Source organism: Bifidobacterium sp. UTBIF-68 (genome assembly GCF_006408855.1).
GTDB classification, from domain to species: Bacteria; Actinomycetota; Actinomycetes; order Actinomycetales; family Bifidobacteriaceae; genus Bifidobacterium; species Bifidobacterium reuteri.
On sequence record NZ_JFAN01000012.1, the window covers coordinates 68,319 to 82,186 of the forward strand.

Below are 13,868 nucleotides of genomic sequence, written 5' to 3' on the forward strand. Positions count from 1 at the left end.
GAGCGTACCGCGAAAGAGACGACACGCCGTGGCTGGACGAATGCGATGCATGTGGGTATAGTAATCACTCGTGCTTCGGCAGGGGAAACCACTGCGGAGAGCATCGCGGACATAGCTTAGTTGGTAAAGCGCAACCTTGCCAAGGTTGAGACCGCGGGTTCGAGTCCCGTTGTCCGCTCTAGGTCCGATGAGTTGACAGACCTTACGGTGGGTTAGCCAAGCGGTTAGGCAGCGGCCTGCAAAGCCGTATAGACGAGTTCGACTCTCGTACCCACCTCTCAGGCATTGGATTATTCCAATGTGTTGACCAAAGACCCGGGCGGTTGGCGCAGAGGTAGCGCACTTCCCTGACACGGAAGGGGTCACAAGTTCGAATCTTGTATCGCCCACTCAAGGCGAAGTGATTCGTCATATATAACTGAATACCGAATTGTTCGGGCGATTGGCGCAGCGGCTAGCGCACTTCGTTCACACCGAAGGGGTCGTAGGTTCGATTCCTACATCGCCCACTGGAAACCGCTTCTCACGGCGGATTCCTCTGCGGACATAGCTTAGTTGGTAAAGCGCAACCTTGCCAAGGTTGAGACCGCGGGTTCGAGTCCCGTTGTCCGCTCCATTGCATAAGGCCTCGATATTACATCGAGGCCTTTTTCATTCCATCACCCCATCACCGGATGCATCTCGCAGACGCCGAAACCGTCGCGGCGTCATTGTCGTACGCCCAACCTATCGTGTCCACTGTTGATTAACCAGTCCAGGCCTGCACATTAGTACCGCGGACCCCGATAGTAAAGGACAAATCATGGCGCAAGCTACCATCTCCATAACAGTCAACGGCGAAGCAAAGGAGGTGGAAGCAACCGCAACCGGTGTCGAGCTGTTCTCTGATGACAAGAACATCATCGCAGTGCGCCTCAATGGTGAACTGCGTGACCTGTACACGCCGCTGTCCGACGGCGACAAGGTCGAATCCGTCGCACTCGACAGCGAGGACGGTCTGGGCATCATGCGCCATTCCGCCACGCACGTCATGGCCCAGGCTGTTCAGGAGCTGTTCCCGAACGCGAAGCTCGGCGTAGGCCCGATCATCAAGGACGGCTTCTACTACGACTTCCAAGTCGACCAGCCATTCACCCCCGATGACCTCAAGAACATCGAGAAGCACATGCAGCGGATCATCAAGTCCGCGCAGTCCTTCCGCCGTCGCACGGTCACCGAGGAGGAGGCGCTGGCCGAGGAGGCCGACCAGCCGTTCAAGATCGAGCTGATTCAGGATAAGGAAGCACACCTCGACCCGTCCACCGCCACTGAGATCTCCGACAAGGAGCTCAGTTTCTACGACAACATCGACCGAGACGGCAACGTGGTGTGGAAGGACCTGTGCCGCGGACCGCACCTGCCGAACACGCACTTCATCAAGGCCTTCAAGATCGAGCGCTCCGCCGCCGCCTACTGGCGCGGCAGCGAGAAGAACCCCACCATGCAGCGTATCTACGGCACCGCATGGGCCACCAAGGAGGACCTCAAGGCCTATCAGACACGTCTTGAGGAGGCTGCCAAGCGCGACCACCGCAAGCTCGGCGCCGAAATGGACCTGTTCTCATTCCCGGAGGAGATAGGCCCGGGTCTGGCCGTCTTCCACCCGAAGGGCGCCGCAGTGATCAACGCGATGGAGGACTACTCCCGCGAGATGCACCGCAAGTATCACTACAGCTTCGTACAGACCCCGCACATCACCAAGGGCGGCCTGTACGAGACTTCCGGCCACCTGCACTGGTACAAGGACGGCATGTATCCGCCCATGCATCTCGATGAGGAATACGACGACGAAGGCAACGTGACCAAGCCCGGCTTCGACTATTACCTCAAGCCGATGAACTGCCCGATGCACAACCTTATTTTCAAGTCCCGCCAGCGCTCCTACCGCGAGCTGCCGCTGCGTCTCTTCGAGTTCGGCACCGTGTACCGCTACGAGAAGTCCGGCGAGGTCCACGGCCTGACCCGCGTGCGAGGCCTTACGCAGGATGATTCCCACATCTACTGCACCCGCGAGCAGATGAAGGGCGAGCTGACCAACCTGCTCACCTTCGTGCTGAAGGTGCTCAAGGACTTCGGCCTGAGTGACTTCTACCTCGAGCTGTCCACCAAGGACCCGAACAAGTACGTGGGCTCCGATGAGATCTGGGAGGAGGCGACCAACACGCTTGCCGAGGTCGCCAAGGAGTCCGGTCTGCATCTCGTGGCCGATCCGGGCGGCGCCGCCTTCTACGGCCCGAAGATCTCCGTGCAGGCCCGCGACGCCATCGGCCGTACCTGGCAGGTCTCGACCATCCAGCTCGACTTCAACCTGCCCGAGCGCTTCCAGCTCGAGTACATCGCGAAGGATGGCACCCACCAGCGCCCGGTGATGATTCACCGTGCCCTGTTCGGCTCCATCGAGCGCTTCTTCGCCGTGCTGCTCGAGCACTACGCCGGTGCGTTCCCTGCATGGCTTGCTCCGGTCCAGGTGCTCGGCGTGCCGGTGGCCGATGAGTTCGCCCCGCACCTCGAGGAGTTCATCAAGTCCCTCGAGGACGAGATGGTCCGCTGCGAGATCGATTCCTCCGACGACCGCTTCGGCAAGAAGATTCGCAACGCCTCCAAGTCCAAGGTGCCGTTCATCCTCATCGTCGGCGAGGAGGACATGAACAACAACGCCGTGAGCTTCCGCTTCCGTGACGGTAGCCAACTCAATGGTGTGCCGGTGGACGAGGCCCGCACGAAGATCCTCACCGTGATCAAGAAGCGCGTCCAGGTCAACTCCGCAGACGACTTCAAGGCCGCCACCGAGGACTGATCGTCAGCATCCTCCAACCCTGTACAGGTAGGCCGGCAATCGGCGATGTCTGATTACCGGCCTACAATCATTTCGTTTGACATCATTCGATTAATCGCTAGGAGCATTAATGTCAGGTCATTCCAAGTGGGCGACCACCAAGCACAAGAAGGCCGCCATCGACGCCAAGCGCGGCAAGCTCTTCGCCAAGCTCATCAAGAACATCGAAATCGCCGCCCGTCTGGGCGGTGGCGACCCGGATGGCAACCCGTCTCTGTATGACGCCATTTACAAGGCCAAGAAGGCTTCCATGCCGGCCGACAACATCGCTCGCGCCGTCAAGCGTGGCGCTGGTGACGAAGACGGTGCCGCCAACTACGAGGACATCGTGTACGAGGGCTATGCTCCTGCCGGCGTCGGCCTCATCATCGAGTGCCTTACCGATAACCGCAACCGTGCCGCGGCCGAAGTGCGATCCACCCTGACCAAGGGCAATGGCTCCTTGGCCACCTCCGGCTCTGTCTCCTTCAACTTCGAGCGCAAGGGCCAGATCGTGGTTCCGTCCGAGGGCGTGGATTACGACAAGCTGTTCGAGACCGCTGCCGAGGCAGGTGCCGAGGATGTGGCCGACGACGGTGAGGTCTACACCGTGATCACCGGCCCGTCCGACCTGTTCGTGGTGCGCAAGGCGCTTCAGGATGCTGGTTTTGATTACGATTCCGCCGATCAGGTCATGCAGCCGAAGAACGAGGTCGAGCTGGGCCTTGAGGATGCCCGCAAGGTGTCCAAGCTCATCGACAACCTTGACGATCTTGATGATGTGCAGAACATCTACTCCAACTGGACCGCTTCCGATGAGGTCATGGCTCAGCTGGATGAGGAGTAATCCGCAGTGATCATCCTTGGCGTCGATCCCGGGCTTACACGTTGCGGGGTCGGCGTGATCGAAGCCGGCGAACATCGCCGGCTTTCTTTTATTCACGTCGACGTCGTACGTTCCTCTCCTGACATTTCCCAAGACCTGCGCCTGCTCGCCATCTACAACGGACTGTCCGAGAAAATGGATCGTTTCGCCCCGGATAGCGTCTCCATCGAACGAGTGTTCGCACAATCCAACCGCAACACGGTGCTTGGCACCGCCCAGGCAGCAGGTCTCGCCATGCTTGCCGCAGCACAGCGTAACATTCCGGTGGCTTTGCACACCCCCACCGAGGCGAAATTGGCCATTACCGGCAATGGCCAGGCACAGAAAGTCCAAGTCGAGCGCATGGTGACGCGCATTCTGAACCTCACCAAGATGCCTACTCCGGCCGATGCGGCCGATGCGCTTGCCTTGGCCATATGCCATGCCCTGCGACCTGCGGGCGCGCTGCAAGGCGGGGAACGTGAGCAGCATCTGACCGCTGCACAGCGTCAATGGGCCGAAGCCGCTCAGCATACGACACGTCGCCGTATTAATCATGATCGCGGCATGTAGTGGAGGGCATATAGTATACTTCGAACAGTTGTTCGAGCGTTTGATCCGAATGCTGAACAGCAGCATTCAGCCGAGCGAAAGGAGATGCGGATGATCGGGATGCTGACCGGACGAGTCGAGTCAGTGGAATCCGATATCGCACTGATCGACGTCTCCGGCGTGGGGTATGAGGTGCGCATGTCGTCAACAGACCTCGGCAGACTTCATGCCGGGCAGGAAACGCGCGTCTACACGTATATGAATATCTCGCAGGACGCTGTATCTCTGCATGGTTTTCTCGACCGCGACGCCAAAATGACATTCCTGCAACTGATCAAGGTCTCCGGCATCGGCCCAAAGGTGGCACAGTCGTTGCTTTCCACACTCACGCCGATTCAGCTGGTGAAAGCCATAGCCGATAATGATGCGACCGCACTCGCCAAAGCACCGGGACTGGGCAAAAAAGGCGCGCAGAAAATCATCCTGGAGCTCAAAGGTTCGATTGACCTGAACACGATTGAAGACGAAAGCGTCCCAACCGCATCGTCGAGCCGCGCAACAGTGGACAACGGTTCCGAACAGGTGGTGGAGGGACTCATGTCGCTGGGATGGCGTCAACAGGACGCCCAACAGGCCGTCGCCGAAGCCATCGCGGACAACGACATAGCGACGCCGCTGTCCGATGACGATGTGCCACGGGTCCTGCGATTCGCTCTCACCTTGATGGATAGGGGACGCTCATGAACGAATCCGTTGATTTCGGCACGTCGAATACTGGGGCCAACGAGGAATCGTTGCGCATGGTGTCATCGCAGCCCATCGGCAATGAGCCGGTCAGCGACGAGGAACTGCGGCCACATGTGCTGGATGGGTTCATCGGGCAGCCACGGCTCAAAGCCCAGCTCCAGCTGTTTCTGGATGCCGCGCGCAAGCGGGATGTGCCGCCTGACCATATTCTGCTGGCCGGTCCTCCGGGCTTGGGCAAGACCACGCTGGCCATGATCGTCGCCAATGAACTGGAAGTGCCGATTCGTGTCACTTCCGGACCTGCGGTGCAGCATGCGGGCGATCTGGCATCCATTCTCAGTTCGCTCGATACCGGCGAGGTGCTGTTCATCGACGAGATCCATCGTCTGCCGCGTGCGGCGGAGGAGCTGCTCTATATCGCGATGGAGGATTTCCGTGTAGACGTCATGGTGGGCAAAGGTCCGGGTGCAAGTTCAATTCCGCTGACCCTGCCGCGATTCACCGTGATCGGAGCAACAACACGCGAAGGCATGCTGCCGAGTCCGTTGCGCGCGCGTTTCGGGTTCACGGCGCATCTGGATTTCTATCCTCATGAGGAACTCGAGAAGCTCATCGAACGATCCGCGAATGTGCTGGGCGTGAATCTGGATGAAGGATCGGCCCATGAACTCGCCCTGCGGTCCAGAGGCACGCCGCGAATCGCCAATCGTCTGCTGCGACGAGTCCGAGACTGGGCCATAGTCCATGATCTGGTCATGGTGCGCCCCTCGGATGTCAAAGAGGCTCTGGCGCTCTACCAGATCGATTCCGAAGGATTGGACCGGCTGGATATTGCGGTGCTGAACGCCATAGTCCGCAATTTCAACGGTGGACCGGTAGGCTTGAACAACCTCGCCGCCATGGTGGGGGAGGAGTCCGAAACCGTGGAGACCGTCTGCGAGCCGTACCTGGTGCGTGAAGGCTTCCTGATGCGCACCCCCAAGGGGCGCGTCGCCACCGAGAAAGCATGGGCGCATCTGGGCATTACGCCCAAGGATGATGTCAGCAAGCTCTTCTAGACTTTAGCCTGTTTGCATAACGTGGTCGGATGTCAACATGGCGGCAGTCAGACGCCTGATGTTTGGATCGCGATGGTTTATTAAAGGAGTGTTCCGTGGATCCTTCATACGCAATGCTTATCGTCATGGTCGTGGTCATCGGCGGCATGATGTGGTGGCAGTCCAAGAAAGCCAAGCAGCAGCAGGCCGAAAAACAGGACTTTCGCCGCAATCTCAAGCCTGGTACTGAGATCATCACCATCGGTCAGGTGATCGGTAAGGTCGTCGAGGTCGATGAGCAGTACGAGGAAATCGTCATTGACTCCGAAGGCTCCAAGATGCGTTTCTCCTTCAACGCCATCGCCCGTGAATACACTCGTCCGGCTTATGTATCCGACGACGAAGTAGACGAAAACGGCAACCCCCTGCCGGACAACGCCAATGAGACCCCGACGGACGACGCCGAGGCGCAGAAGCCGATTGAAGGCGTCACTGCCGAGGTCGAGACCAAGTCCGGCGATAACGGCGAGGCCAAGTAACACATCGAATCCGCAAGGCAACAGTCCGTGCGGTAACGTACGGCGAAGAACCCGGTCAGGACCAAAGAGGCAAAGCAACATGGCACAGTCGGACATCACTATCGAGGCATTGAACACCGTAGGCAAGGAGGATGCCGAATATCTGGTATCACTGGTTCGTTCCGTACCAGGTTTTCCCAAGGAAGGCATCATCTTCCGTGATTTCATGCCGGTTATCGCAGATCCGCGGGGCTTGCAGATCCTGATTGCCGCGATCGCCGAAACGCTTCCGGTCGCCCCCGAACAGTTTGATGCGGTAGCAGGTCTTGAGTCCCGTGGTTTCCTGTTCGGGCCGATTCTCGCCGCGCAGCTCGGCAAGGGATTCATCGCAGTGCGTAAAGCCGGCAAGCTGCCGCCCGAGACCATCGGGGAATCCTATGACCTCGAATACGGCACAGCCAGTGTGGAAATCGAAACCAGCGCGGTCGCCCATGGCGAGCGAGTGCTCATCGTGGATGATCTCATCGCGACCGGCGGCACTGCCAAAGCCGCCGCAGACCTCATCGAAAAGGCCGGCGGGAAGGTGGCCGGATTCAGCTTCGTCATGCGTCTCAACGGATTGGATGGCATCGACAAGCTCGGTGACGTGCCGGTGACTTCCTTGATTTCGATGCCAGCGTGAGCAATATGCACAAGAGGCCCGTCTGGGCGTTTCGTTGATATCTCAGACAATAGACTCGGTTTTTACTCTTCCGGCATGTAGCATGTACAGTTACATGCCGGATTATTCATTTCAGCAGGGAAGGATCCATGGATCTTTACGAGTATCAGGCGCGAGAGTTGCTGGAAGAACAGGACATCCCCACTCCGGGTGCCATCTTCGCACAGAACTCCCATGAAGTCGCTGAAGCCGCAGATAAAATCGGATACCCGTGCGTCATCAAAGCACAGGTCAAAATAGGTCACCGCGGCCAGGCTGGCGGCGTGAAGATAGCGCACAACCGGGATGAAGCCATCCTGGAATCAGAGAGCATTCTTCCGATGACCATCCATGGTCACAAGGTCTCTGGCGTGCTGGTGGCCGAAGCGAAGAACGTGCTGCACGAATACTATGTCTCCATCTCGGTGGATCGCACCTCTCGAGATTTCGACGTGCTGGCGACCGCCAATGGCGGCACGGAAGTCGAGGAGATTGCCAAAGAGCATCCCGAATCGGTCAAAAGGCTGCACATAGAAGCATTGGGCGATTTCGATCTTGAGGCGGCCACCAAGATGGCCGAAGCCATCGGCTTCTACCACGCTGATGTGGATCAGGCCGCTCAGATTCTGCTCAAGATGTGGAAATGCTTCAAGGACAACGACGCCACATTGGTGGAGATCAATCCTCTGGCCAAAATCGGTGACCCTGATGACGAATCCACCAAGCAGCTTTGCGCGTTGGATGCCAAGATCTCATTGGACGACAACGCGTCATTCCGCCATGACGGCTGGACCCGTTTCATCGACCCGGTCGTTCCCGACCCATTCGAGCAGAAGGCGCGCGAGCATGGCCTGCACTACGTGCATCTGCATGGTGAAGTCGGTGTCATCGGCAACGGTGCAGGCCTGGTCATGAGCTCGTTGGACGCCGTCTCGGGTGCGGGCGAAGAACAGGGCACCGGCATCAAGCCGGCGAATTTCCTGGATATCGGCGGCGGCGCCTCAGCGACGGTCATGGCCAACAGCCTCGAAATCGTGCTCTCCGATCCGCAGGTGGAATCCGTGTTCATCAACGTCTACGGTGGCATCACCTCGTGTGTCGAGGTCGCCAATGGCATTCTCGAGGCGGTCAAGACGCTGGGAAGCCCCAAGCCCATCGTGGTGCGTTTCGACGGCAATGCGGCGGCGGAAGGACTTCATATCCTGGCTGAAGCCGCAAGACCGACCATCCACGTATCCGAAACCATGGAAGGCGCAGCCTACAAGGCGGCACAGCTCGCCGCCGAATCCACCCATTCCAAGGAGGTCCGCTGATGCTGTTCATTGAGGATGGCGCACCGGTCATCGTTCAGGGTATGACCGGCCATCAGGGCATGACCCATACTGCACGCATGCTGAAGGCGGGCACCAATATCGTCGGCGGCGTGAACCCGCGTAAGGCTGGGACTTCGGTCACATTCTCCGCCGCTCATGACGGCCAGGATGCGAGCATCCCCGTATACGCCAACTGCGGTGAGGCGCGGGAGGCCACCGGAGCCAAGGCGAGTGTGGTGTTCGTGCCGCCGCGTTTCGCCAAGAGCGCTGTAGTGGAAGCGGTCGAAGCCGGCATCGAGCTCGTCGTGGTCATTACCGAAGGCATTCCGGTATCCGACTCCGCATATTTCGTGGAGCTGGCCCAGCAGAAAGGCGTTCGCATCATCGGACCGAATTGTCCCGGTCTTATCACGCTCGGCAATCCCGGAGTCAATCTGGGCATCATCCCGGATGGCATCGTCGCCCGCGGGCCGTTGGGACTGGTGTCCAAGTCGGGTACGCTCACCTATCAGCTGATGGGCGAGCTCTCGGACATCGGCTTCACCGCATGCCTGGGCGCTGGCGGCGACCCCATCGTGGGTACCACGCTGCTGGAGGCATTGGAGGCATTCGAAGCGGATCCGAACACCAAGGCCGTCATGATGATCGGTGAGATCGGTGGTTTTGCCGAACAAGAGGCCGCCGCATGGGCCAAGGAGCATATGACCAAACCCGTCGTGGCATATATCGCCGGATTCACCGCACCCGAAGGCAAGCAGATGGGTCATGCAGGAGCCATCGTCTCCGGAGGCAAGGGCACTGCACAGGACAAGAAGAAAGCCTTGGAGGCAGCTGGCATCCCGGTGGGCAAGACCCCGGGTCAGGCTGCGCAGATCATGCGCGACCTGCTCGCCAAGATCGACCTGGCCTGATCGCCCGAATAGCCAACAGAACGGTCTCCATGAAAACAGTGATACGCCAATGGCTGCGAGGAATCGTCGTGTCCCTTGCAGCCATGGCCGTGTATGCCATCGCATTGGGATGCTTCATAGCGTTGATGCTTCTCGTCATATCCATGGAAGAGGGCGGCGATAACCTCACGTCCAGCACTGTGCCCCTTACGCAGGCCATAGTGCTGCTGAGCGAGGGATCCGGTTTCATCACCGACGCGGTGACCCTTACCATTACACCGTTGTTGCTCACCATCCTGCTCATCTGGCTCATCGATGCCCTTGCGATACGACTGCAGGCCGTCAGCATCCATGCCTTTCTGCCCGGACTCATCACATGGCTGATCATCAACCAGTGCTTCCAGCTGTCGCTGGGCGGGGGATTGGTGGATGCCGGCTGGCTTGTGCTCGTCAAATCGGCGTTGGTGTATGCGCTGGGCTATGGACTCGCCGGCATTATGCATTCGTCCATCATCGATGCGGTCTCCCGGGCAGCCGGAACCGTGCTGTCCCCGCAGGCGACCCGTTGCGTCAAGCTCGGCGGATTGGTCAGTGCGTTGATCATGGCATTGTATTTGCTGGCCGGAACGATAACGGTGATCATCTGGATTGTCTTGAACCATAATGCCGTGGGTTCCATATTCGCGATGTCCGGTATGGAGAACGGGTCGCGTATCCTCACCACCATCGCGATGATCATATGGCTACCTAACCTGGTGATATGGGCGATGTCGTGGCTCTTCGGAGCTGGATTCTCAATCGGCGAACTGGCCAGTTTCACCCTCTGGGTCGGTCAATCGAACGACTTGCCGGCGGTCCCGGTGTTCGGTATTCTTCCCGAACCGGTCACCAGCGAATTGTGGCGGACAGTGGCCATGAGCATTCCATTCGCCACCGCGCTGGTGGTCGGCCTGCTGGTGCTGTTCCTCCCTCAGGGATTCCGTTACAGGCCTTTGGACGTCCGAGATGCGCAATTGCGCGGTTCGGTGGCGATCCATCTGGCGTACCCCGCAGCCACGTTCTGCATCAGCGCAGCGCTGCTCTCCCTTGGTGCGACGCTCCTGTTCACCGTGTCCAACGGATCGCTTGGGCAGCATCGCCTCGCACACGTAGGCGTCGACGTGATGGCTTCGACCCAGACCATCGGCCATGCAGCGGCGTTGGGACTTCTCGCAGCCTGGCTTGTCGCGCTGATTGGCACAGCACTTGTTTTTTCGGTATTCTGGATTGTTGGAAAAGTCAAGTCTTCCAGCACCACTGTTCCTGCAGCTGTCCGTTCCACGTCTCAGCCGCGCTCACATATGTCTCAACCCGAACAATCCAAGGAGGAACAAGGATGACAAACACGAACAGGCCGATACGACGGGCACTGGTTTCCGTCTTCCACAAGGAGGGAATCGAAGTACTCGCCGACGCGTTCGTGAAGGCAGGTACAGAGGTCGTCTCCACTGGTTCGACCGCCAAGAGGCTCATGGAACTGGGCGTCAAGGTCACTGAGGTGTCTCAAGTCACCGGATTCCCTGAATGCTTGGATGGTCGCGTCAAAACCCTTCACCCGTATATTCATGCAGGGATTCTGGCTGACATGACGAACCCCGAGCATGCGAAGCAGCTTGAGGAGTTTGGCATCAAGCCGTTCGATCTGGTCGTCGTCAACCTCTATCCGTTCGCCGATACCGTACGTTCCGGCGCCAACGAAGCGGATACCATCGAGAAAATCGACATCGGCGGCCCCTCCATGGTCCGTGGCGCAGCCAAGAACCATGCGACTGTGGCCATCGTCACCGATCCCGGCGATTATGCACTGGTCGCAGCCCGTGTGGCTGACGGCACCGGTTTCTCGCTGGAGGAACGCAAGTGGCTGGCGGCCAAGGCATTCGCGCACACCGCCGCCTATGACGCCACCATCAATGAGTGGGCCGCCAAGCATTGGACGAAGCCGGCTTCCCTTGCCGACACGGAGATCGATACGGACGATCAGGGCACGGAAGTCGATTCCGCGAAGTTCCCCGCCCAGTACACCCGCACCTGGGATCGTGCGCATACGCTGCGCTACGGCGAGAACTCCCACCAGCAGGCCGCCCTGTACATCGATCCGCTGAATCAGACCGGTTTCGCCCATGCTGAGCAGCTAGGCGGCAAGCCGATGAGCTACAACAACTATGTGGATGCGGATGCGGCATGGCGCACGGTATGGGATATGGCTCCGGCCATCGCCGTGGCTGTGGTGAAGCACAACAATCCATGCGGACTGGCCATCGGCGCCACAGCTGCCGAAGCCCACAAGAAGGCCCATGCCTGTGATCCGATGAGCGCATACGGCGGCGTGATCGCATGCAACTCCAAGGTCACGCTGGATATGGCCGAAAGCGTACGTCCGATCTTCACCGAGGTGATCGTAGCTCCGAACTATGAGCCCGAAGCATTGGAACTGCTGAAGACCAAGAAGAAGAACCTGCGTATCCTCAAGGTGGCGGAACCGCCTAAGGGCCATGAATCCGTACGCCAGATCGATGGGGGACTGCTGGTGCAGGACACCGATCTGATCAACGCCACCGGTGATGATCCCGATGCATGGAAGCTGGTGTCCGGCGACCCCGCCGACGAGTCCACGCTCAAGGATCTGGTGTTCGCATGGCGTGCCATCCGCTGTGTGAAGTCGAACGCCATCCTTCTGGCGCATGACCAGGCGACCGTCGGCATCGGCATGGGTCAGGTGAATCGTGTGGACTCCTGCCATCTGGCCGTCGAGCGTGCAAACACGCTCGCTGATGGTGCGGACCGTGCCACCGGCTCAGTTGCCGCATCCGATGCGTTCTTCCCCTTCGCCGATGGCGCCCAAGTGCTTATCGATGCCGGCGTGAAGGCCATCGTGCAGCCTGGAGGATCCATTCGCGATGAAGAGGTCATCGAAGCCGCCAAGAAGGCCGGCGTGACCATGTACCTGACCGGTACCCGCCACTTCTTCCACTGATCCTCTGCCGTTCCCCTCGAACGGAACCATGACAACACCATGACAGCGGCTGGGTTTCTGAAAGTTTGCGATGCAAACCGGCAGAAACCCAGCCGCTGTTGTTTACCTGCTATTCTGTTCACGTACCTCATGTACCTCAAGCGACACAAGGAAGCAACATGCGCAATCATCCTTTCGTATCCGAAGCCCACGAAGGCAAACCTTGGTTCGAATGGATCGTGCTCGGCATCGTTGTCGTCATCACGGTGATTGCCGCATCCGGATACACGATGGCCGCCACAGTATTGCTTGCTGTGACGGCCATCGGCACCGGGCTTATTCGTCTTGTGCTACGGGAGAAAAGCCCTTGGAAAGTACGCTCAGTGGCGTTCGATTCCTTCATCGGCATCGCGCTGGGAATCGGCTTGCTGATCACGTACTTCAGCTTCTTCGGCCCGCTCGCCGGCACCTTCCTGCACTGAGTCCTGTACGGTCTGGTCTGCGACGTCCTCTTGGACATCCGCAGTCACCTGGCCATCAGCCTCATCAGCCACGGAATCATAGGCCTTGGGCTTCGGCGTAGTAGCCATCTGCACGACGATCATGACCAACGCCACGATTGCGGCGGCCAGCACCGGAGCGATCCAGAACACCCACAGCTGCTGCACAGGGTTCTGGGTCAAGCCCTCGTTTATGGCAGCCAATGCGATACCCGTGGAGCGTGCCGGATTCAGGCCAGCGCCGGTCACCGGATAGCTGATCGCCACGGCGATGCCGTACGCGCCGCCCATGGTCAGCGCATAGCGATCGGAATTCGTGCCATCTGCGCTCATGGACGACATGGCGGCGGCCACCACCACCAGCGAGCCGATCACCTCGACCACGATCGCCAAAGTCACCGAGAACGTGATGCCGTACTGGGTCAGCAACGAATATGACACCGAACCTTGCTCGAAACCGTTGACGGCGGGGGAGAGCCACACCTTGGCTGCGACCTGCTCGGAAGTGGGGAGCAGCTTCACCACAGCGAACGCCGCGGCGATGGCGCCGATTACCTGCGCGATGACATACAGGATGCCGTCCGCCAGTTTGGTTTTCGCGGTGAGCACCGCTGCCACGGTGACGGCAGGGTTCAGTTGAGCGCCGGACACGCGTGCGAATAGCGCGGAGATGACCGCATAGGACAGACCTGTGGCGAGCGGCGCGAACACAACGTTCACACCATATACGGCGGAGCCCCAGGTGGAGAACGCGTAAATGGCAAAGCACAGCAGAAGGCTGCCGGCCAGTTCTGCGCATACGCGCAGGGCCAGCGGCTGTTGCTTGGTTTTTTCCATGATTTATTTCCTTTTCATCTGTTGGAAGGCGAGCGAACCCGCACAAACGGTTGCAAGTCTATC

The 13,868-nt window shown here is 59.1% G+C and carries 12 protein-coding genes, 5 tRNA genes and 1 pseudogene; 17 read left to right on the forward strand and 1 reads right to left on the reverse strand.

All coding sequences use genetic code 11. The annotated features are described in order from the left end of the window. Nucleotides 1-105 precede the first annotated feature (105 nt). The 17 genes and pseudogenes from BW14_RS03865 to BW14_RS03945 all read left to right on the forward strand — a co-directional run bounded on the left by BW14_RS03865 (nucleotide 106) and on the right by BW14_RS03945 (nucleotide 12,950). Nucleotides 106-178 (forward strand) — tRNA-Gly (locus BW14_RS03865). A 28-nt stretch (nucleotides 179-206) separates the two neighbouring features. After that, a tRNA-Cys gene (locus tag BW14_RS03870) sits at nucleotides 207-277 on the forward strand. A 40-nt stretch (nucleotides 278-317) separates the two neighbouring features. After that, a tRNA-Val gene (locus tag BW14_RS03875) sits at nucleotides 318-389 on the forward strand. 47 nt (nucleotides 390-436) lie between these two features. Continuing rightward, a tRNA-Val gene (locus BW14_RS03880) sits at nucleotides 437-509 on the forward strand. A gap of 31 nt (nucleotides 510-540) precedes the next feature. Continuing rightward, nucleotides 541-616 (forward strand) — tRNA-Gly (locus BW14_RS03885). Nucleotides 617-802: 186 nt separating this feature from the next. Next, nucleotides 803-2,836 (forward strand): threonine--tRNA ligase, encoded by a 2,034-nt coding sequence (thrS, locus tag BW14_RS03890; RefSeq protein WP_140462740.1) that lies wholly within the window; start codon nucleotides 803-805, stop codon nucleotides 2,834-2,836. 109 nt (nucleotides 2,837-2,945) lie between these two features. After that, nucleotides 2,946-3,701: a YebC/PmpR family DNA-binding transcriptional regulator gene (locus tag BW14_RS03895; RefSeq protein ID WP_044088211.1), complete on the forward strand. Its 756-nt coding sequence runs from the start codon at nucleotides 2,946-2,948 to the stop codon at nucleotides 3,699-3,701. 6 nt (nucleotides 3,702-3,707) lie between these two features. Then, complete coding sequence (gene ruvC, locus BW14_RS03900; protein WP_044088210.1) at nucleotides 3,708-4,292, forward strand: crossover junction endodeoxyribonuclease RuvC; 585 nt, start codon at nucleotides 3,708-3,710, stop codon at nucleotides 4,290-4,292. Between the two features lie 90 nt (nucleotides 4,293-4,382). Beyond that, complete coding sequence (ruvA, locus tag BW14_RS03905; RefSeq protein WP_044088209.1) at nucleotides 4,383-5,015, forward strand: Holliday junction branch migration protein RuvA; 633 nt, start codon at nucleotides 4,383-4,385, stop codon at nucleotides 5,013-5,015. After that, on the forward strand, nucleotides 5,012-6,076 hold the full coding sequence (gene ruvB / locus BW14_RS03910) for a Holliday junction branch migration DNA helicase RuvB (protein WP_140462739.1): 1,065 nt from the start codon (nucleotides 5,012-5,014) through the stop codon (nucleotides 6,074-6,076). Before ruvA ends, ruvB begins: the two co-directional genes overlap by 4 nt. Nucleotides 6,077-6,189: 113 nt before the next feature. Beyond that, nucleotides 6,190-6,594 (forward strand): preprotein translocase subunit YajC, encoded by a 405-nt coding sequence (gene yajC, locus BW14_RS03915; protein ID WP_140462783.1) that lies wholly within the window; start codon nucleotides 6,190-6,192, stop codon nucleotides 6,592-6,594. Nucleotides 6,595-6,673: 79 nt separating this feature from the next. Beyond that, complete coding sequence (locus BW14_RS03920; protein WP_044088204.1) at nucleotides 6,674-7,255, forward strand: adenine phosphoribosyltransferase; 582 nt, start codon at nucleotides 6,674-6,676, stop codon at nucleotides 7,253-7,255. 128 nt (nucleotides 7,256-7,383) lie between these two features. Beyond that, nucleotides 7,384-8,586 (forward strand): ADP-forming succinate--CoA ligase subunit beta, encoded by a 1,203-nt coding sequence (sucC, locus tag BW14_RS03925; RefSeq protein WP_044088203.1) that lies wholly within the window; start codon nucleotides 7,384-7,386, stop codon nucleotides 8,584-8,586. Continuing rightward, nucleotides 8,586-9,497, forward strand: coding sequence for a succinate--CoA ligase subunit alpha (sucD, locus tag BW14_RS03930; protein ID WP_140489282.1), 912 nt, complete (start codon nucleotides 8,586-8,588; stop codon nucleotides 9,495-9,497). Before sucC ends, sucD begins: the two co-directional genes overlap by 1 nt. A 29-nt stretch (nucleotides 9,498-9,526) precedes the next feature. Further along, nucleotides 9,527-10,898: pseudogene (locus BW14_RS03935) on the forward strand (DUF6350 family protein); the annotation flags it as partial. Next, complete coding sequence (gene purH / locus BW14_RS03940) at nucleotides 10,852-12,489, forward strand: bifunctional phosphoribosylaminoimidazolecarboxamide formyltransferase/IMP cyclohydrolase (protein ID WP_044088201.1); 1,638 nt, start codon at nucleotides 10,852-10,854, stop codon at nucleotides 12,487-12,489. The pseudogene BW14_RS03935 and the gene purH, both read left to right, overlap by 47 nt. Before the next feature lie 158 nt (nucleotides 12,490-12,647). Beyond that, nucleotides 12,648-12,950 (forward strand): DUF3017 domain-containing protein, encoded by a 303-nt coding sequence (locus BW14_RS03945; protein ID WP_081886515.1) that lies wholly within the window; start codon nucleotides 12,648-12,650, stop codon nucleotides 12,948-12,950. Here the strand turns inward: BW14_RS03945 and BW14_RS03950 are convergent. Further along, nucleotides 12,849-13,805 (reverse strand): MIP/aquaporin family protein, encoded by a 957-nt coding sequence (locus tag BW14_RS03950; protein ID WP_044088200.1) that lies wholly within the window; start codon nucleotides 13,803-13,805, stop codon nucleotides 12,849-12,851. The two genes, BW14_RS03945 and BW14_RS03950, sit on opposite strands and share 102 nt — an antisense overlap. Between the last annotated feature and the right edge of the window lie 63 nt (nucleotides 13,806-13,868).

Bases quoted from the DNA above. Each gene is read 5' to 3' on its own strand.
- sucD (WP_140489282.1), top strand. From the start codon at position 8,586: ATGCTGTTCATTGAGGATGGCGCACCGGTCATCGTTCAGGGTATGACC.
- yajC (WP_140462783.1), top strand. From the start codon at position 6,190: ATGCTTATCGTCATGGTCGTGGTCATCGGCGGCATGATGTGGTGGCAG.
- thrS (WP_140462740.1), top strand. From the start codon at position 803: ATGGCGCAAGCTACCATCTCCATAACAGTCAACGGCGAAGCAAAGGAG.
- BW14_RS03945 (WP_081886515.1), top strand. From the start codon at position 12,648: ATGCGCAATCATCCTTTCGTATCCGAAGCCCACGAAGGCAAACCTTGG.
- ruvA (WP_044088209.1), top strand. From the start codon at position 4,383: ATGATCGGGATGCTGACCGGACGAGTCGAGTCAGTGGAATCCGATATC.
- BW14_RS03895 (WP_044088211.1), top strand. From the start codon at position 2,946: ATGTCAGGTCATTCCAAGTGGGCGACCACCAAGCACAAGAAGGCCGCC.
- BW14_RS03920 (WP_044088204.1), top strand. From the start codon at position 6,674: ATGGCACAGTCGGACATCACTATCGAGGCATTGAACACCGTAGGCAAG.
- ruvB (WP_140462739.1), top strand. From the start codon at position 5,012: ATGAACGAATCCGTTGATTTCGGCACGTCGAATACTGGGGCCAACGAG.
- BW14_RS03950 (WP_044088200.1), bottom strand. From the start codon at position 13,805: ATGGAAAAAACCAAGCAACAGCCGCTGGCCCTGCGCGTATGCGCAGAA.
- purH (WP_044088201.1), top strand. From the start codon at position 10,852: ATGACAAACACGAACAGGCCGATACGACGGGCACTGGTTTCCGTCTTC.
- sucC (WP_044088203.1), top strand. From the start codon at position 7,384: ATGGATCTTTACGAGTATCAGGCGCGAGAGTTGCTGGAAGAACAGGAC.